The organism is Pseudoalteromonas sp. Z9A6 (assembly GCF_011378805.1).
Lineage (GTDB): Bacteria > Pseudomonadota > Gammaproteobacteria > Enterobacterales > Alteromonadaceae > Pseudoalteromonas > Pseudoalteromonas distincta.
The window spans coordinates 49,669-69,308 of record NZ_WTKZ01000014.1 but is presented as its reverse complement, the minus strand read 5'-3'; the positions used below and the strand labels follow the sequence as shown (position 1 = coordinate 69,308).

General features: G+C 40.5%; 20 protein-coding genes. 19 read left to right on the top strand and 1 reads right to left on the bottom strand.

What is annotated here, in order from left to right:
- Position 1: 1 nt before the first annotated feature.
- The 17 genes from rplB (at position 2) to GQR53_RS07870 (ending at position 14,453) form a co-directional block, all read left to right on the top strand.
- Complete coding sequence (gene rplB / locus GQR53_RS07950; protein ID WP_002957895.1) at positions 2 to 826, top strand: 50S ribosomal protein L2; 825 nt, start codon at positions 2 to 4, stop codon at positions 824 to 826.
- Between the two features lie 15 nt (positions 827 to 841).
- On the top strand, positions 842 to 1,120 hold the full coding sequence (gene rpsS, locus GQR53_RS07945) for a 30S ribosomal protein S19 (protein WP_004588689.1): 279 nt from the start codon (positions 842 to 844) through the stop codon (positions 1,118 to 1,120).
- Between the two features lie 13 nt (positions 1,121 to 1,133).
- Entirely contained in the window at positions 1,134 to 1,466 is a 333-nt protein-coding gene (gene rplV / locus GQR53_RS07940) for a 50S ribosomal protein L22 (protein WP_002957892.1), read from the top strand.
- A gap of 11 nt (positions 1,467 to 1,477) precedes the next feature.
- Entirely contained in the window at positions 1,478 to 2,179 is a 702-nt protein-coding gene (gene rpsC / locus GQR53_RS07935) for a 30S ribosomal protein S3 (RefSeq protein WP_002957891.1), read from the top strand.
- A 12-nt stretch (positions 2,180 to 2,191) separates the two neighbouring features.
- The gene (gene rplP / locus GQR53_RS07930; protein WP_002957890.1) at positions 2,192 to 2,605 is read left to right on the top strand and encodes a 50S ribosomal protein L16; all 414 of its coding nucleotides are present in this window, start codon (positions 2,192 to 2,194) and stop codon (positions 2,603 to 2,605) included.
- Positions 2,605 to 2,796, top strand: coding sequence for a 50S ribosomal protein L29 (rpmC, locus tag GQR53_RS07925; RefSeq protein ID WP_002957889.1), 192 nt, complete (start codon positions 2,605 to 2,607; stop codon positions 2,794 to 2,796). The genes rplP and rpmC overlap by 1 nt, the downstream gene beginning before the upstream one ends.
- Positions 2,796 to 3,053 (top strand): 30S ribosomal protein S17, encoded by a 258-nt coding sequence (rpsQ, locus tag GQR53_RS07920; protein WP_002957888.1) that lies wholly within the window; start codon positions 2,796 to 2,798, stop codon positions 3,051 to 3,053. The genes rpmC and rpsQ overlap by 1 nt, the downstream gene beginning before the upstream one ends.
- 670 nt (positions 3,054 to 3,723) lie before the next feature.
- Positions 3,724 to 4,191, top strand: a complete 468-nt coding sequence (tsaE, locus tag GQR53_RS07915) for a tRNA (adenosine(37)-N6)-threonylcarbamoyltransferase complex ATPase subunit type 1 TsaE (protein WP_002957887.1) — start codon at positions 3,724 to 3,726, stop codon at positions 4,189 to 4,191.
- Positions 4,192 to 4,218: 27 nt separating this feature from the next.
- Entirely contained in the window at positions 4,219 to 5,562 is a 1,344-nt protein-coding gene (locus GQR53_RS07910) for an N-acetylmuramoyl-L-alanine amidase (RefSeq protein ID WP_165743468.1), read from the top strand.
- 36 nt (positions 5,563 to 5,598) lie between these two features.
- The gene (gene mutL, locus GQR53_RS07905; protein ID WP_165743466.1) at positions 5,599 to 7,446 is read left to right on the top strand and encodes a DNA mismatch repair endonuclease MutL; all 1,848 of its coding nucleotides are present in this window, start codon (positions 5,599 to 5,601) and stop codon (positions 7,444 to 7,446) included.
- Between the two features lie 10 nt (positions 7,447 to 7,456).
- Positions 7,457 to 8,374 carry a tRNA (adenosine(37)-N6)-dimethylallyltransferase MiaA gene (gene miaA / locus GQR53_RS07900; protein ID WP_024605619.1) on the top strand — a complete coding sequence of 306 codons (918 nt, stop codon included), beginning with the start codon at positions 7,457 to 7,459 and terminating at the stop codon, positions 8,372 to 8,374.
- A 78-nt stretch (positions 8,375 to 8,452) separates the two neighbouring features.
- Complete coding sequence (gene hfq / locus GQR53_RS07895) at positions 8,453 to 8,716, top strand: RNA chaperone Hfq (RefSeq protein ID WP_024597268.1); 264 nt, start codon at positions 8,453 to 8,455, stop codon at positions 8,714 to 8,716.
- A gap of 15 nt (positions 8,717 to 8,731) precedes the next feature.
- A complete protein-coding gene (gene hflX / locus GQR53_RS07890) occupies positions 8,732 to 10,021 on the top strand; it encodes a ribosome rescue GTPase HflX (RefSeq protein ID WP_024597267.1) in 1,290 nt (429 codons plus the stop codon).
- A 100-nt stretch (positions 10,022 to 10,121) separates the two neighbouring features.
- Positions 10,122 to 11,291: an FtsH protease activity modulator HflK gene (hflK, locus tag GQR53_RS07885; protein WP_165743463.1), complete on the top strand. Its 1,170-nt coding sequence runs from the start codon at positions 10,122 to 10,124 to the stop codon at positions 11,289 to 11,291.
- Between the two features lie 5 nt (positions 11,292 to 11,296).
- On the top strand, positions 11,297 to 12,175 hold the full coding sequence (hflC, locus tag GQR53_RS07880) for a protease modulator HflC (RefSeq protein WP_165743462.1): 879 nt from the start codon (positions 11,297 to 11,299) through the stop codon (positions 12,173 to 12,175).
- Between the two features lie 214 nt (positions 12,176 to 12,389).
- The gene (locus GQR53_RS07875) at positions 12,390 to 13,703 is read left to right on the top strand and encodes an adenylosuccinate synthase (protein ID WP_024597266.1); all 1,314 of its coding nucleotides are present in this window, start codon (positions 12,390 to 12,392) and stop codon (positions 13,701 to 13,703) included.
- Between the two features lie 111 nt (positions 13,704 to 13,814).
- Entirely contained in the window at positions 13,815 to 14,453 is a 639-nt protein-coding gene (locus tag GQR53_RS07870; RefSeq protein WP_165743461.1) for a tetratricopeptide repeat protein, read from the top strand.
- A gap of 70 nt (positions 14,454 to 14,523) precedes the next feature.
- On the opposite strand, the gene GQR53_RS07865 is transcribed toward GQR53_RS07870, so the two are convergent.
- On the bottom strand, positions 14,524 to 16,371 hold the full coding sequence (locus GQR53_RS07865) for a sodium:proton antiporter (RefSeq protein ID WP_165743459.1): 1,848 nt from the start codon (positions 16,369 to 16,371) through the stop codon (positions 14,524 to 14,526).
- A gap of 868 nt (positions 16,372 to 17,239) precedes the next feature.
- Between GQR53_RS07865 and proB the strand changes: the two genes are divergently transcribed.
- Both proB and GQR53_RS07855 read left to right on the top strand, forming a co-directional pair.
- Positions 17,240 to 18,346 carry a glutamate 5-kinase gene (gene proB, locus GQR53_RS07860; RefSeq protein ID WP_024600220.1) on the top strand — a complete coding sequence of 369 codons (1,107 nt, stop codon included), beginning with the start codon at positions 17,240 to 17,242 and terminating at the stop codon, positions 18,344 to 18,346.
- A complete protein-coding gene (locus GQR53_RS07855; protein ID WP_165743457.1) occupies positions 18,343 to 19,590 on the top strand; it encodes a glutamate-5-semialdehyde dehydrogenase in 1,248 nt (415 codons plus the stop codon). Before proB ends, GQR53_RS07855 begins: the two co-directional genes overlap by 4 nt.
- Positions 19,591 to 19,640 lie beyond the last annotated feature (50 nt).

Sequence of the window (19,640 nt, the reverse complement as noted above, 5' to 3'; positions counted from 1 at the left end):
TATGGCACTTCAAAAGTGTAAGCCTACTTCTGCGGGCCGTCGTCACCTAGTTAAAGTGGTTAACTCTGATCTACATAAGGGTAAGCCATACGCACCACTTTTAGAGAAAAACTCTAAATCAGGTGGTCGTAATAACAATGGTCGTATTACGGTTCGTCATATCGGTGGTGGTCATAAACAACATTACCGTTTAATCGATTTTAAACGTACTAAAGATGGCATTCCAGCCACTGTTGAACGTTTAGAATACGATCCAAATCGTAGCGCAAACATCGCTCTTGTATTATATGCAGACGGTGAGCGTCGTTACATTATCGCACCAAAAGGCTTAAAAGCTGGCGATGCAATCCAGTCTGGTGTTGATGCACCAATCAAACCTGGTAATGCATTACCAATGCGTAATATGCCTGTAGGTTCGACTGTTCACAACGTAGAATTAAAACCAGGTAAAGGTGCTCAAATCGCACGTTCTGCTGGTGCATACGTTCAAATCCTTGCTCGTGATGGTCAGTATGTAACATTACGTCTTCGTTCAGGCGAAGTTCGTAAAGTTGAATCTGATTGTCGTGCGACTCTAGGTGAAGTAGGCAATGCAGAGCATATGCTTCGTTCACTTGGTAAAGCAGGTGCAAATCGCTGGCGTGGTATTCGTCCGACAGTTCGTGGTGTTGCCATGAACCCGGTAGATCACCCACACGGTGGTGGTGAAGGTCGTACATCTGGTGGTCGTCATCCTGTGTCTCCATGGGGTAAGCCGACTAAAGGTGCGAAGACGCGTAAGAACAAGCGTACGGATAAATTTATAGTACGTCGTCGTACTAAGTAATATTGAGGAATAGCCATGCCACGCTCTCTCAAGAAGGGTCCTTTTATAGACCTACACTTGCTGAAGAAGGTAGAGAAAGCTTTGGAAAGCGGTGAGAAAAAGCCAATTAAAACTTGGAGCCGTCGTTCAATGATCATACCTAACATGATCGGATTGACCATTGCTGTCCATAATGGTCGCCAGCACGTACCAGTTTTCGTTTCTGACGAAATGATCGGTCACAAACTAGGTGAATTTGCACCAACTCGCACTTACCGTGGCCATGCTGCGGATAAGAAAGCGAAGAAACGATAAGAGGGGAAGATAAATGCAAGCATTAGCTAAACATAAATTCGCCTCTGGTTCGGCGCAAAAAGCACGTCTAGTTGCAGATCAGATCCGCGGGTTACCTGTAGATCGCGCACTAGAAATCCTGGCGTACAGCCCTAAGAAAGCGGCTGTATTAGTTAAGAAAGTACTTGAGTCTGCTATTGCTAACGCAGAGCATAACGAAGGTGCTGACATTGATGAGCTTCGTATAACAACGATCTTTGTGGACGATGGTCCTACAATGAAACGTATTATGCCTCGTGCTAAAGGACGCGCAGATCGCATCCTTAAGCGTACAAGCCATATCACTGTTATGGTTTCAGATAGCTAGGAGTATAAGTAATGGGACAAAAAGTTCATCCTACTGGTATTCGCCTAGGTATATCTAAACCTTGGGTTTCTACCTGGTACGCGAGTTCAAAAGATTTCTCTGCACAGCTTTTTGGCGATCACAAAGTTCGTACATTCCTTACTAAGGAATTAAAAACGGCTTCTGTGTCTAAAATCGTTATTGAGCGTCCAGCAAAATCAATCCGAGTAACAATTCACACGGCTCGTCCGGGTGTTGTTATCGGTAAAAAAGGCGAAGACGTAGAAAAATTACGTCAAGCGGTAACTAAAATCGCTGGTGTACCTGCTCAGATTAATATCTCTGAAGTACGTAAACCAGAACTAGATGCACAACTAGTAGCAGACGGCATTGCCTCTCAACTAGAACGTCGTGTTATGTTCCGTCGCGCTATGAAGCGTTCGGTACAAAATGCAATGCGCATCGGTTCTAAAGGGATTAAAGTTGAAGTTAGCGGTCGTCTTGGCGGCGCTGAAATCGCACGTTCAGAATGGTATCGTGAAGGTCGTGTACCTCTACATACTCTTCGTGCTGATATCGATTACGCAACTTCTGAAGCCTTAACCACTTATGGTATCATTGGTGTTAAAGTTTGGATCTTCAAAGGCGAAGTTATTGGTGGTTTACCACTAGTACAAGAGCAAGAGAAGCCAGCTAAACGCGCACCAAAGAAAGCCAAGAAAAGTGCTAAGTAGAGGTAGCGAGTAATGTTACAGCCAAAACGTACAAAATTCCGTAAAATGCACAAAGGCCGCAACCGCGGTTTAGCGCAAAACGGTAACAAAGTAAGCTTCGGTACTTTCGGATTGAAAGCAACTGGCCGTGGCCGTATGACTGCTCGTCAAATCGAAGCAGCTCGTCGTGCTATGACGCGTCACGTGAAACGTCAAGGTAAAATCTGGATTCGTGTCTTCCCTGACAAACCGATTACAGAAAAACCTCTTGAAGTTCGTATGGGTAAAGGTAAAGGTTCTGTTGAATATTGGGTTGCTGAAATTCAGCCTGGTAAAGTACTTTACGAAATGGAAGGTGTTTCAGAAGAGCTTGCTCGTGAAGCGTTTGACCTTGCTGCTCGTAAACTGCCATTCAAAACAACTTTCGTAACTCGGACGGTAATGTGATGAAAGCTAGCGAACTAAAAGATAAAAGCGTAGAAGAGCTTAATGCTGAACTTCTAGGACTACTTCGTGAGCAATTTAATATGCGCATGCAAGCTAGCACTGGTCAGTTAGCTCAGACACACACGCTAAGAACAGTACGCCGCGATATCGCGCGTGTAAAAACAGTTATTAACCAGAAGGCAGGTCAATAATGAGCGATAAAATTCGTACTCTTCAAGGCCGTGTAATCAGCGACAAGATGGAAAAATCTTTCACTATCGCTATCGCACGTTATGTGAAGCACCCAATCTATGGGAAATTCATTAAACGTACGACTAAGTTACACGTACATGACGAAAATAACACAGCAAAAGCGGGTGACGTAGTTACTATCCGTGAATGCGCACCAATTTCTAAGAATAAATCTTGGACTTTAGTAGACGTTATTTCTAGTCCAAAACAAGCTTAATTTTTTAATTAAGTTAGTTTTGTAAAAAAGCCCTGGCATTAGCCGGGGCTTTTTGTTTTCTGGAACTGCCTTATCCTGAAACGTGTTTATACATTTAGGACTTATACCAATCCGCAATAATACTTAATCATTTTGCGGGGCTAAACGTGTCGCTACCTGCTTTAAAAAATGCTCATTTAGAACAACTAAATAGCGAATTTCTGCCTACCTATCAACACGTTTTTCCAGCCTCAAAATAGATCACTTAATTAAGCGAATTGGTATTATTTTATGAAAACTATTAAAACTAAAGACGTTAAGTTAGTTGGTATTATCTTTTTATCAGAAATACAAAAGCATGCAGGGTAGTTTTCTGGTTTGTGTCATCAACTCCGTTGTTGTTATATATTTTTGGTGTCAGAACTAGTGGGTGAATCACAAAAGTTTGATTATAAGCTTACATATCTCAGTAACTTTAATACTTGCTATAGGCATCTCAGCCGTTGTGCTGCTTTTCTCTTACTTTATTTCAATGTTACAGTTTTAAGGTATCGAAAATAGATATTCAAATATAACTTTAATCATTCGCTTGTGTGGTTTTTTTATGTTTAAAACCTCAATTTATCGCCTAAAATGAATATTCTGGTATGATTAGCAAATATGCGCTTTTGAATGAATTTTTGAGGTAATAATGACGCGTAGTTTTGAATTTCATTTAACTGATGAGATTGCCACGGTTGCAATGGGTAATCGCGTTGCTGATATTATAGAGCAAGGTGCGGTTATTTATTTACATGGTGATTTAGGTGCTGGTAAAACAACGTTTACACGAGGTGTAGTGCAAGGCTTTGGCCATACAGGTAAGGTTAAAAGCCCGACCTATACACTAGTAGAACCTTATGAGCTTGAGCGTGCAAATGTTTATCATTTTGACTTATACCGCTTAGGTGATCCTGAAGAACTCGAATACATGGGAATACGCGATTATTTCTCAGCAGACGCAATTTGTGTTGTTGAATGGCCTGAAAAGGGTGGTGAATTTATTCCTGTGCCTGATTTAGATATTACTCTAAGCTATGTGGGTAACGAACGTAAAATTGTTATAAATAGTGCGAGTGAGCGCGGTATAGCAATTGTCGAAAAACTAAATAATCAATAATAATATAGTTAAGGCAGTAATTATCCAATGAGCCGAGGTGTAGTTAAACTTTTTATTTATCTTATGGTTATCACCATAAGCTTGCCGCTATGGGCTAAAAACACAATCAATAGTGTGCGTGTATGGCCGTCTCCAGATAGTACGCGCGTGGTATTTGATTTAAATGATAAGCCCGACTTTAGCTATTTCATGCTTAAAAACCCTAGCCGCCTAGTGATTGATTTAGAAAATACTAGCGAGTTAAAAACATTGCCAGGTGTGCCCCCGAAACATCAAATAGTAAGCAAATTACGTTACTCAAAACCTAAAAATAAACAAAGCGTACGTTTAGTATTTGAATTAAGTGCGCCAATAAAGCCAGTGGTATTTGCCCTCGCACCTACAGGCCCTTATAAAAATAGACTTGTTGTTGATTTATACAATAAAAGCCAAGCTACTACAGTTGTTTCTCCTGCTCAAACAGCCGCTAAAAACCGTCAACTAAGCCAAGAGCGCGACATTGTTATTGCGATTGATGCGGGGCATGGTGGCGAAGATCCTGGTTCAATTGGGCCATCAGGCACCTACGAAAAAACAGTTACACTGCAAATTGCGAAGCGTTTAGAGCGCATGATTGATAGCGAACGTGGCATGATTTCGCGCATGGTACGAAGCGGTGACTATTTTGTAAAATTAAATACCCGTACTAATCGAGCCCGTGAAAAAAAGGCAGATTTTTTTGTTTCTATTCATGCTGATGCATTTACAAGCCCTGGGCCAAATGGTGCCTCTGTGTGGGTTTTATCATTAAGACGTGCTAATTCAGAAATAGGTAAATGGATAGAAGATAAAGAAAAACACTCCGAGCTTTTAGGTGGCGCTGCTGATGTAATGAAAGATGCCGCCAATGAAAAATATCTAGCACAAGCGTTGCTTGATATGTCAATGGACCACTCTATGAAAACTGGCTTAAATGTAGCTGACGAAGTGGTTAAAGAGCTTCGTAAGGTTGCCAAACTGCATAAAAAAGATCCCCAGCATGCGAGCCTTGCAGTACTAAAATCACCAGATATTCCATCTATTTTGGTAGAAACGGGGTTTATATCTAACCCGCGAGAAGAAAAGCTACTTAAAAGCCCTAATCATCAAGAGCGTTTAGCTAAAGCGATATTTACTTCAATTAAAAATTATTATTTGAAAAATCCGCCGGATGATTCTTTATTTGCTAAATTAAAGTCGCAATATCCAACAAAGCATAAAGTACGCCCTGGTGAATCTTTAAGTATGTTAGCGAGTCGCTATGGCGTTACAGTCAATAAATTAAAACAAGTTAACAAGCTTAGTTCTAATACCTTATTTATTGGGCAAGAGCTCGATATACCTCAAAGTTAGTCATTATTATTAGCGCAATGTTTGCTAGGAAGTCTCATGAATATTGAAATATTACCCGCGCGTTTAGCCAACCAAATTGCCGCAGGCGAAGTGGTTGAGCGCCCAGCGTCGGTAGTAAAAGAGCTTGTTGAAAATAGCTTAGATGCTGGCGCAACGCGTATTCAAATTGATATTGAGCGCGGCGGCCACAAACTTATTCGTATTCGTGATAATGGCGCAGGAATAAGTAAAGATGAGCTAACGCTCGCACTTTCTCGCCACGCGACAAGTAAATTAAAATCACTTGATGACCTTGAAAACATTTGCTCACTTGGCTTTAGAGGGGAAGCACTTGCGTCAATTAGTTCTGTGTCGCGTTTAACGCTGAGCTCAAAACCAAAAGAGCAAGAAGCAGCTTGGCAAGCTTTTGCAGAAGGCCGCGACATGGCCGTTAAAGTAAAACCTGTAGCGCATCCCGATGGCACAACCATTGAAGTAAAAGATTTATTTTTTAATACTCCAGCACGTCGTAAATTTTTACGCACCGAAAAAACTGAATTTAGCCATATTGATGAGTTGATAAAGCGTATTGCGCTTAGTCGCTTTGATGTCTCTATTACACTAACTCACAACGAAAAAGTAGTAAGGCAGTATCGTGCCAAAACTGATCCCTCTCAGGCTATAACACGCGTAGCACAAGTTGCAGGTAAGGCCTTTGCTGAGCAAGGTTTGCATATTCAATCAGGAGAGGCTGGCCTACAGCTGCATGGTTGGGTGCTACCTGTAGGCTCAGCGAATACGACTCAGTACACTTATGTGAATAATCGCATGATGCGCGATAAGCTTATTTTGCATGCTATACGCCAGGCATTTGAAGAAGTAAGTGGAACACAAGAATTACCCGGTTTTGTCATTTATATTGATATTGACCCTCGGCAGGTTGATGTAAATGTTCACCCTGCTAAGCATGAAGTGCGTTTTCATCAAGGGCGGTTAATTCATGATTTTATATTGCAAGCTATTAAGCAGGTAGTAGTGCCATTGCAAGGCGAATTCACTAACGAATCAGCGAGCACAGAAGCAGAGTTCACGCCAGCGTTCATTGAGTCAACGCATAGCAGTGCTAATAATATAGAAAGCGAAGGAGTGTTTGATTACCCTAAATCGCAATTACAGCCTTCTTACTCTGGAAGTGCTGGTAGCTCAAGTTCGTCCTCAGGTACTAGAAGTGTTGGCGGTACATACCGTGCTACACCAAGCACGAGCCATCATGACGTAAATGCGTTTTATCAAGGAGTGAGTGAGCAACACGCCGCACATTTTGATAATGCAGCCAATATATCTGCTGCACAACACCAGTCAGTATCTGTTGATAATGTCTTAAAAGCTGTTTCTATTATAAGTGTTAGTGAAGGAGTGTGTGTCTTTAGTGAAGAGCAGCAATTGTATTGCTCACATTTTAAATATGCATTAGTTGATGATTGGCATAATCAAATTAAAGAGTTCGGAAGTTTAGAAGGGAAAGCCCTTTTGTTACCAGTGCGAGTAAACTTAGAAAAAGAAGATTGCTTACTTATAGAATCCCAGCAATCGTGGTTTACCTTACTTGGTTTTGAACTTGTAATAGAAAAACAATTTGTAATGGTTAAAAAATTGCCAGCGTGTTTATATTTACTTGACGTAAGTGCAGCGGTAGGTGAGCTACTTGATGCGTGTAAAGCAAAACTTGAAAATATAGAAAATTGGTTAGAATGGCAAATGAAATGCGTGCCGACCCGATTTTATTTAAGCAATGTATTTTTAGCGCAACAAATGCGCTTACAAAATAATCCACAAACTATTGAACGCTTGCGTAAAAAAGCAGTTAAAATAGAGCTAAATCACTATTTAACGCAATTAGATTAAGGTATCAGTGTTGAGTAATTTACCAGTTATATTTTTAATGGGTCCAACTGCAGCAGGTAAAACAGCATTGGCAATCTCGCTGTGCGAGCATTTAAATACAGAAATAATCAGCGTAGATTCAGCGCTAGTGTATAAAGGTATGGACATTGGTACAGCAAAACCTGATGCCGAAGAATTAGCCAAAGCTCCGCATCATTTAATTGATCTACTTGACCCGAGTGAAACGTATTCAGTTGCAGATTTTAGGCGCGATGCAGTGCAAAAAATTGACGAATTTCACAGACAAGGTAAAGTGCCTGTATTGGTTGGAGGTACAATGCTGTACTTCAAATCTTTAATTGATGGTTTATCGCCATTACCTGAAGCAGATACAGAGATAAGAGCAGAGTTAGAAGCGCAAGCGAAAGAATTTGGCTGGCCTCATTTATATAAAGAATTAGTTAAAGTTGACCCAAAAGCAGCCGAAAAAATAAGTGAAAATGATTCACAAAGAATTAATCGGGCTTTAGAGGTTTACAGGTTAACTGGTAAGGCCATGACTGAGTTGCAAATGCAAAAACAGCCGGCTTTACCTTATACTTTTCATCAATTTGCGATTGCACCGCAAGAACGCAGTGAATTACACCGCCGAATTGAAGAAAGGTTTAAAATAATGATTGATCAGGGGTTTGAAAATGAAGTTTCGACCCTATATCTACGTAAGGATTTACACCCCAATATGCCTTCTATTCGTTGTGTTGGTTATAGACAAATGTGGGATTACCTTGCGGGTGAAACAAACCATGATGAAATGGTTTTTCGTGGCATCGCAGCAACACGTCAGCTGGCAAAACGGCAGTTAACGTGGCTTCGTAGTTGGCCTGATGTTACTTGGTTAACAACAGGCGACGAAGAAAACTTGCATCGTGTAGTAAGTTCGCTAAGCTAGTAGTAGTTGAATATTGTTTTTTATCAAATAAGTTCAGCCACTTAATTATAATAACACCTAGAACGAAGGAACAATAACATGGCAAAAGGCCAATCGTTACAAGACCCATTTTTGAATGCACTACGACGTGAGCGCATTCCAGTATCAATCTTTTTAGTAAATGGCATAAAATTACAAGGCAAAATTCAGTCATTTGACCAATTTGTTATTTTACTAGAGAACACCGTAAATCAAATGGTTTACAAGCATGCAATTTCTACAGTTGTCCCTGCTCGCGCAGTTAACTTCCAAGCAGTTCAAGGGAGTGAAGACACTGAAGAGGCAGAAGCTGGAAACTTTTAATTAGGAGCATAATGTTTGTTTGACCGCTATGAATCCGGCGAACAGGCAATTTTAGTTCATATCGACTTACCTAAAGAAGGAGATCGTGAAGATCTTCATGAATTAGAAATGTTGGTATCTTCTGCTGGTGTTAGTAGTTTGGCGGTTGTGCAAGGCAGCCGTCAAGCACCACATCCGAAACTATTCGTCGGTACCGGTAAAGCAGAAGAAATAGCTGAGATTGTCAAAATCCACAAAGCAGATGTCGTAATTTTTAATCATCAACTCAGGCCATCACAAGAGCGTAATTTAGAGCGCGTTTGTCAATGTCGTGTGCTTGATAGAACGACGCTAATTCTTGATATTTTTGCCCAGCGCGCACGTACCCACGAGGGTAAGCTGCAAGTTGAATTGGCTCAACTTCGCCATATGTCGACTCGATTAATTCGAGGCTGGACTCACCTCGAACGTCAAAAAGGCGGGATTGGTTTACGTGGCCCTGGTGAAACTCAACTTGAAACTGACAGAAGATTACTTCGTGCCCGTATCCAAAATATTCGTGCACGTTTAGCAAAAGTTGCAGTGCAACGTGAACAAGGTAGGCGAGCTCGTACTCGCAACGAAATACCTACAGTTTCATTAGTTGGTTATACCAATGCGGGTAAATCTACATTATTTAATCGAATTACAAATTCAGATGTATACGCGGCCGATCAGTTGTTTGCCACGCTTGACCCGACTCTACGTAAGCTTGAGTTAGGTGATGTTGGCCCTGTTATCTTAGCTGATACAGTGGGCTTTATTCGTCACCTACCACATGACTTAGTTGCTGCTTTTAAAGCAACGCTTACTGAAACTCGCGAAGCTGATTTGCAGTTACATGTAATTGATGCAGCAGACTCACGTCTGCAAGAAAATATTGAACAAGTACAATCGGTGCTTAAAGAAATTGAGGCCGACGAAGTACCACAGCTATTAATTTATAATAAAATTGATGCGCTGGATAACGTAAGCCCACGTATTGATCGAGACGACGAAGGCCAACCTATAAGAGTATGGCTTAGCGCTCAGACTGGTGAAGGGTGTGAATTACTTAGCGAGGCTATCAGTGAGTTACTAGCTAAGAAGATGTTTAACGAAACATTATTTCTTACGCCATTGTATGGTCGCTTAAGAGCTGCATTGTTCAGCTTAAATGCAGTGCATGAAGAGCAATTTGATGAGCAAGGTAATTGGCTGTTAGATGTTAGAATGCCAATGGTTGAGTGGAATCGTTTAATTAAAGAATTTGGTCCTGAAATTGCTGGTTTTATCAACCGTAATTAAAAATTGACGTTTTAATGTCGGTTTTTGTATGAGAAACGCGGTAGATTTGTTAGATTTAACACAATTTCCTAATTTATTTAGATAACAATGGAGTATAGCTATGGCCTGGAATGAACCGGGTAATAATGGCAATGACAAAGATCCGTGGAATAATAAAGGCGGACGTGATCAAGGCCCACCTGATTTAGACGAGGTGTTCCGCAAGTTTAGTAACAAGTTCAGCGGCTTATTTGGCGGGAAAAAATCCGGCAATAGTAGCGGCGGTGGACTTGGCGGAGCCGGTATTTCATTCATACTTATTATCGCCGTTATTGTATGGGCGTTAAGTGGTATTTATACGGTTAAAGAAGCCGAGCGTGGTGTGGTTCTACAATTTGGTAAATATGACCGAATTGCTGATCCTGGTTTGCGTTGGAAAATGACTTTCATCGAAACGGTAATCCCAGTAGATATTGAAGCAGTTCGTTCATTATCGGCTTCTGGTTTTATGCTTACTGAAGACGAAAACGTAGTGAGCGTTGAGTTTCAGGTGCAATACCGTGTTATTGACCCATACCTTTATGAATTTAGCGTAACTAACGCTGATAGTAGCTTAGAAGAAGCGCTAGACAGTGCACTGCGTTATGTTGTGGGCCATGCAAAAATGGACCAAGTATTAACTAATGGCCGTGAGGTTGTTCGTCAAAATACATGGGATGAGCTTAATAAGATTATCGAACCATATAACTTAGGTTTAATTGTTACTGACGTGAACTTTAAAGACTCTCGTCCACCAACTGAAGTTAAAGATGCATTTGATGATGCAATTGCTGCACAAGAAGATGAAGAACGTTTCATCCGTGAAGCAGAAGCATATGCTCGTGAAATTGAACCGCGTGCTCGTGGTCAAGTAACGCGTATGACTCAAGAAGCGGAAGGTTATCAAGAGCGCATTACATTGGAAGCACAAGGTGAGGTAGCTCGCTTTGAAAAGCTTTTACCTGAATATCAAGCAGCTAAAGAAGTTACTCGTGAGCGCTTATACATTGATGCAATGGAAGAAGTGTTAGGGAGTAGTTCTAAAATATTGGTTGATGTTAAAGGCGGCAATAACATGATGTATTTACCTCTTGATAAAATCATGGACAAGCAAGGAACCGCAACACGAGTTGCACTTCCAAGTTCAAGTGATATTCAAGACTTACGTAATAAAGTTAATACGTCGCGCAATAGCTCTGTTAATAGTGGCAATGACCGCTTTAACAACGACCGCTTCAATGATGGGAGATAATCATAATGAAAAACTTTAGTTTAGTAATACTATTAGCTGCCATTGTTATGTCTTTCTCATCGGTATTTGTTGTACCTGAAGGGCAAAAAGCAATTGTAATGTTATTCAGTAAAGTACAAAAAGATAGCGACGATAAAGCGATTGTATATGGCCCAGGCCTACAATTTAAAGTTCCATTTTTTAGCCAAGTACGTCGTATTGATGCACGTATTCAAACGCTAGATGGTGCACCAGATCGCTTTGTTACTAGCGAGAAAAAAGACTTAATTGTTGATTCGTTTGTAAAATGGCGCGTTAATGACTTTAGTGCTTTTTACTTACGTGCTCGTGGCGATAAGCAATATGCTGAAACGCTACTTAAGCAAAAAGTAAACAATGGTCTTCGTACAAACTTTGGTACACGTACAATTCGCGAAATTGTATCAGGTGAGCGTAGCGAGTTGATGGAAGAAGCGTTAGTACAAGCATCTGAAAGTGCACGTGAGCTAGGTATTGAAGTACTAGACGTACGTGTTAAGCAAATCAACCTACCACAAGAAGTGAGTAGCTCTATTTACCAACGTATGCGCGCTGAGCGTACTGCGGTTGCAAAAGAGCACCGCTCTGAAGGTCAGGAAAAAGCAGAGACTATTCGTGCGGGAGTTGACCGTCGAGTAACTGTAATGCTTGCTGATGCTGAGCGTAATGCACGTTCTGTACGTGGTCAAGGCGATGCTGATGCTGCAGGCATTTATGCTAATGCGTACAACAAAGACCCTGAGTTCTTTAGTTTTGTACGTTCGCTGGAAGCTTACAAAAAGACTTTTAAAGATAAGCAAGATGTTATGTTGCTTTCACCAGATAGCGACTTCTTCCAATATATGAAAGGCGCTAAAGCTCAATAGACTTTACGTTAATTATTTAAAAGTTAAAAAGCCTCGCATTTGCGGGGCTTTTTGTTAAATACAAACTAGTGCGTTAAATCACTGTTATTTATGTGGTTATTGGTCAATATTTGGATATAACAATTGCCCGCAGAAAAAATAAGCTGAACAGGGGTGATCTTTACTTTAGTTTTCTGGTAAAATCTCGTCCTAATTTTCTCTAAGTGAATTTACGATGGGTAAAAACGTTGTTGTATTAGGCACCCAATGGGGTGACGAAGGAAAGGGTAAGGTAGTTGATCTCCTTACAGACAAAGCATCTTTAGTAGTTCGTTATCAAGGTGGCCACAATGCGGGTCATACTTTAGTTATCGAAGGTGAAAAGACGGTTCTACACCTTATTCCATCGGGTGTATTACGTGACAATGTTAAATGTGTGATTGGTAATGGTGTAGTTTTATCACCAGAAGCGCTAATGAGAGAAATTGGCATGCTTGAAGAGCGCGGCGTACCAGTACGCGAGCGTCTTTTAATAAGTGAAGCATGTCCGCTAATCTTGCCTTTCCATGTTGCATTAGATGTAGCCCGCGAAACAGCTCGTGGCGATAAGCCTATTGGTACAACTGGCCGTGGAATCGGTCCTGCGTACGAAGATAAAGTAGCACGTCGTGGTTTACGCGTAGGCGATTTATTTAATCCTGAAGTATTTGCAGCTAAATTAAAAGAAGTGCTTGAGTACCACAACTTCACTTTAGTTAACTACTACAAAGTAGATGCTGTAGATTTCCAAAAAACGTTTGATGATGCAATGGCTGTTGCTGATATCTTAAAAGCAATGGTTGTAGATGTAACTGAGCTTTTAGATCAAACGCGTTTAGCAGGCGAAAACATTTTATTTGAAGGTGCACAAGGTACGTTACTTGATATAGATCACGGTACTTACCCTTATGTAACATCTTCAAACACTACCGCTGGTGGCGTTGCGACTGGTGCAGGTTTTGGTCCATTAAACCTTGATTACGTTTTAGGTATTATTAAAGCGTACACTACACGTGTTGGTTCAGGTCCTTTCCCTACAGAGCTTTACGACGGTCTTGATAAACAAGATCCAGTTGGTAAGCACCTAGGTGATAAAGGCCATGAGTTTGGCGCTACAACAGGTCGACTTCGTCGTACTGGTTGGTTAGATGCAGTGGCTATGCGCCGTGCAGTTCAAATCAATAGTATTTCAGGTTTTTGTTTAACTAAGCTTGATGTTTTAGATGGCTTAGAAACACTTAAAATCTGTACTGGTTACAAGCTTGAAGATGGCACAGTTACTAACGTAACACCATTAGCGGCCGAAGGTTACGATAAAGTAACACCAGTATACGAAGAAATGCCAGGTTGGTCAGAAAACACTGTTGGTGTAACGAGTCTTGACGGTTTACCAAAAGCTGCGATTGACTACATCAAACGTATTGAAGAAATTACGGGTGTTCCAATTGATATTATTTCTACAGGTCCTGACCGTGTAGAAACTATGGTGCTTCGCAATCCGTTTGCGTAATTACCATTAGATTAAAAAAAGCTGCTTCGTGCAGCTTTTTTTGTGTCTAAAATTCACCTTGGAACGATCTTTGTATATTATTTAATAAGTTTATTTATATAAGTGGTGAATATGCGTTTATTTAATCGTAATTGCGTACTAAGGCTTTCGTTAATAACGCTGTCTTTATTTATTGCAACCAACAGCTTAGCTACAGAAAGCCCTGCTGCTGTGCCGCTGTATACAGAATCAGAGCTAATTGCGTTAATAAATAAAAATACGCATTTAGCGCGCGTAAAGGCAGATGATTGCCAGTTGGTGCAAGATATAGAAGCACGAGCCAATAAAATGGCATTGCCGTCTTATCAATTTTTATACGGCGATATGCTGGCTTATAACGTGTGCGTTGATCGCAATGTAGAGTTAGGTGTGTATTACATGCGAAAAGCAGCTGAGCAAGGCTTAGCGGCAGCGCTAGAGCAATTGGGACGATACTACGACACTGGTCGTTTAGTTCAACAAGATAAAGCAATGGCAATTACATATTTGCGTGAAGCGTCGTCGCAAGGCAATTTAAAGGCACAACTGCGTTTAGTTAAACTATTTAATGACGGTTTTGGAAGTCCACGTGATTTTGAAGATGCTTATCGTTGGCTATTTAATTCTATGGTGGCAGATAAAGCGACTCATAATAAAATTGAGCGAGCGCTGACTAAGTTAGCGCAAAAAATGCCAGATAGTGTGGTTGCTCGAGCTCGCCTTCCTATTTAATGGCTTTTAAAAAACAAAACCCTAACTTTTTAAGTTAGGGTTTTTGAGTTTTTACAGGTAGTAAAAGTGTTTAACTTTCTTCTTTAGCCTTTGTTTGCGGGTCTTTTAAAACCGACATTTTAGGCGGCTGTAATGCAACAACGCGTTCGCCTTCTTGCGGCGGTTTTTCCATGTTAATTGTAAATGGTCTTAGCTTAATTGGTGTATCGTCATCACTGTCTTTATCACCTTTGAGAATAAATAAAGGGATAGCCTCAGGGTTCATTTCTAAGTATTGTTCCCAGCTAAACTCATCCGAGATACGTGTTGAACTAACCTTACCGCCTTTAGCTATAATACTGCTTAAACGTGCATACGAGCCTTCGTCTCCAAACAGTATTTGTCTAGATAAAAACGTTGCGCTGTCTTTATTTGCTTTTGCATGCGACGTTGATGAGCGTAGCGAAAATACATTTTTTTCATTAAGTAAATGAGAAAAGTATTGAACACCTAATGCATTATGATGACGATTTGGCGATAATGCTAATACACTACGAATCGTTGTTAGAGGTAAGTAGCGTTCAGCATGCTCTGATTGCGGGTTACCATAATAACAAGCTAAACCATCCATACGTGCCATTCTGCAGTTTTCCCATGCAGGATCTGACAGGTGAACAGGAATGTTTTGCTCTTGTAAGCCACGGCCGATTGCACGCGATACATGGTTTGCACCAATAATTAATATTGTATTTGGCGATGGCTGGCGTACACCTAATAGCTTGGCAACAGGAATGGCGGTTAAGCTCTGTAGTACAACGGTAATTATAATTACTGTAAATATGAGAGGTACCATTTTTTCAGCATCAGCAACACCAGACTCCATCATGCTAAGCGCAAATACCGACCCAACGGCTGCGGCGACTATACCGCGTGGAGCTATCCAGGCAAGTACCAAACGAGACTTCATTGGTAAGTCAGTACCAAATGTAGAAATAGCAATACACAGTGGACGAGCAACAAAAAGCACGATAGCTAAAAATATAAATACATCGCTGTCGAGCATCATTAAATCAGAGAGCTGTAAGCGTGCTGCAAGTAAAATAAACAGCGTTGATATTAATATCATCGACAAGTCTTCTTTAAACTCAAGTACAGAATCTATTTCTAAATCGTCTTGGTTAGCAAGCCAAATGCCAAATACAGTCACTGCTAATAGGCCTGATTCATGGCTTAAATAGTTTGATACAGAAAAACTAATGAGTACTAATGCCAATATACCAAACTTATGTAATTCAAATGGTAGCCATTCGCGACGCATTAATAGTGTTGTTAACCAACCAGCAGCAACACCAATACTTAATCCAACACCGAGGGTTTTAACTAAGGCAATAATAGTGTGGCTAAATACTTCGCCTTGGCCTACAAGCATTACGGCTTCAAATACTAATACAGCGAATAATGCGCCGATTGGGTCTATTACAATACCTTCCCATCGAAGTATGCGGTCAATGTCTTGTGTGGGGCGCATTGAGTTTAATAGCGGTGCTATAACAGTAGGGCCTGTTACAACTAGCACTGCACCTAATACCGCAGCTACACGCCAATTAAGTTCAAGCAACCAATAGGCGCTGAGGCTAATAATAATACAGGTAGTAAGCATGCCGATGGAGCAAAGGTTTCTTACAACTTTTCCGATTCCTTTTAGCTCTCTGAAATGCAGAGTTAAGGATCCTTCAAATAAAATGATGGCAACACTTAGTGATACAACTGGAAACAGTAAATCACCTAATAATGCATCAGGGTCTAAAACACCACTAAATGGTCCAAGTAAAAGACCAGTAAGCAATAAGAAAAGAATAGCGGGCACTCTAAAAGCCCACGCGACCCATTGGGCAAGCACAGAGCAAAGTGCGATACCGGCTATGTAAATTGCTGACATAGATTAAGAATTCCTTATTTATGACGGTTTGTTCAAAAGTATAACTTTTGTTAATTATTAATACAGGGGTATACACGGGAAATTCAAATATTACTAATCAATTTTAGCTGCTTATAGAAGATTAGTAGGCTTAAATTATTTTGCGCGTGTTAAGTCGCCTTATTTTAAGCCGTATTAATTGTTTAATAGATTGAATTTTAATAACAATCAAACACCACAAACGAGAAGGAATTAGCTTCGCTCGAATTTTAACCTTGATTTTTAAGAGGTATTTAGTGTAATATGCTTTGTGTTCTAATAATTAGTTATCTAATGAAGTTTATTGGAAGTAAAAGTGGTTTGTTAATCTTAACGTCATTTTTAATCTTTATAATCATGCATTAGTGGTGTTACTAGTATTTGAACACTACATAATTTCATTTGCCGAACTCTTGGTATGGTTTTGCTAAACAAGTTTATTTAATTATTTAAGTAAATAAAGGTTTGAGTTGAACTATTGCTTTCAATGTTTAACCCCCATCGTGGCGGTTAAATCTCGGTCCTTTGGTCTTCACCCTATCTGTTGGTGTATCAGACTTTAGAGGCTCTATGTATGTTGTTAATAAAAAAGCCACACACAGCTTTTTACAGCGATGCATAAACAACACTTTTAAATTTTTTGATTAGTGCTGCTCAATATTATTGGGTTGTTGCTACTTTATACTTAACCTTAAATCTAAGCTTGTAGTTTTAGATATGGTTTTCGCGTGTGTGTAAAAAAGTGTTGCCTAAATGAAAGACATATTCGAAGCTATGTTTTAAACCTAGCTACTTAGTTTTAGCTCGTCTAATTAAGGTGAGCGCAGATAAAATGGAAAGTTGAGCATTTATGCAAAAGTTAAATTGGCGACGTATCGTACTTAAAGTAGGTAGTGCATTAATTGCACCAGATCAAGATGGCTGCCGTTCGCGTTACATATTAACCATCGCACAGTTCATTGTTCGTTGTCGTGCCCGTGGAATCGAGGTGATTTTAGTATCATCGGGTTCTGTAGCGGCTGGCGCGCACTTATTCCCATCAGACAAACCACGTTCTGTGGTAATGAAAAAAGCAATGGCGGCAGCAGGTCAAACAGAAATGATTGCCATGTGGGACCGATTTTTTGACTTTCCATCTGCGCAGCTATTACTAACTCATGGCGATTTACGTGACCGCGAGCGTTATCAGAGCATTCGTGAAACCGTGTTCACTTTACTTGAACATGGTGTACTTCCTATCATTAATGAAAACGATGCCGTAACCACTGATGATTTACGAGTAGGTGACAACGATAACTTATCAGCAATGGTCGCAGCAGCTGCCGATGCCGATGCTTTATTAATATTCTCAGACGTTGATGGGCTATATGATAAAAACCCTAACTTACATGATGATGCGGTGTTACTGCCTGAAATAAAATCAATTGATGAATCTATTTATGCTATGGCAGGATGTGCTACAAGTGCAGTAGGTACTGGTGGCATGAAAACCAAAATAGAAGCGGCAGAAAAAGCAACATCTCATGGTATAGCGACTTATATTATAAATGGCTTTAAAGAAGAAACATTTACAAAACTGCTAGCTGGAGAAAACCCAGGTAGTGTATTTTTACCGTACGAAAAACCGATGCAGGACTCTGTGCATTGGATGACACACACAGCAAATGAGCAAGGCGAAGTTGTTGTTGATGGCTCGTTTGATGAATCTCTTGAAGGTGAAAGTGGGTGTATTCGTGGTGACGAAATCATGGAAGTTCACGGAGAATTTGCCGTGGGTGATACCATTTTAGTACGTAGTGAAGACGGTACGCGTTTAGCTAAAGCGACCGCAAATTATAGTAGCTGTTTGTTAAACTTTATTGCAGACAACGAACAGAGTGAATTCAGCGAAAAAATGCAGGATTCAATTGGACCAGTTATATCTGAAAAACATATCGCATTATTGGAGAAGTCATGAGTTTAATTACGGACATTTCACGTCAGGCAGCTAAAGCTGCACATACACTTGCTTTACTCGATACCGAGACTAAAAACCAAGTATTAGTTGAAATGGCAGCGGCACTAAGAGAGCAAAAAGCATTTATAATAAAAGAAAATGAAAGTGATTTAAGCGCAGCACGCGACAATAACTTAGCAGCCTCAATGATCGACCGCTTAACGTTAAACGATGAGCGTATTGAAGCAATGGCAGAAGGTATTGAAGTAATCGTAAGCCTTGATGATCCTGTTGGTCAGCTGCGTGATATTACTGAGCGCCCAAATGGTATTAAAATTCGCAAAATGCGAGTACCTCTTGGCGTTGTATGTATGATTTACGAAGCACGCCCGAATGTGACAGCAGACGCTGGTGCATTATGCTTTAAATCAGGTAATGGCGTAATTTTACGTGGCGGCAAAGAAGCACTTAGAAGTTCACAAGCTATCGCAAGTGTAATGCACAGCGTACTTGAGAAGCACAACTTACCGGTATCACTTATTTCAGTGATTCCAGATCCAGACCGTGCGCTACTAATGGAACTAATGCAGCAACGTGAAAGCATTGATTTAATCATTCCACGCGGCGGCGAGGGTTTAATTAACTTTGTTACTGAAAACAGCACGATCCCAGTAATTCAGCATTACAAAGGCGTTTGTCATCTATATGTAGATAAAGATGCCGACCTAGAAATTGCGCTTAACTTACTGCTTAACGGTAAAACGCAGCGTACTGGTGTTTGTAATGCACTAGAAGGTTTAGTTGTGCATCAAGATGTGGCAGATGAGTTTTTAAATCTGTGTGCAGTTGTATTACGCCAAGAAGGTGTAAAAATAAATGCTGACAGCTTTGCAGCTAAATATTTTGATAATGCAACTGTGTTAGCCGATAACGAATTTGGTGAAGAATATCTAGACCTAGAAATCGCTATTCGCGTTGTACCAAACTTTACGGCAGCGGTTGAACACATTGCACAGTTTGGTTCAAACCATACAGAAGTAATTTGTACTAAAAATAAAGCTGCTGCAGAGTTATTCCAACGCAGTGTTGATGCTTCTGTAGTGATGGTTAACGCATCATCTCGTTTTTCTGATGGCTCACAATTGGGTCTAGGCGCAGAGATTGGTATAGCTACTTCCAAGCTACATGCATACGGTCCTATGGGCCTCGAGTCACTAACGACCGAAAAGTATTTAGTTAATGGAGTTGGCCAAGTTCGCGAGTAACCGCAAAAATTAAGTCCATAAAAAGCCGAGCATATTCATGCTCGGCTTTT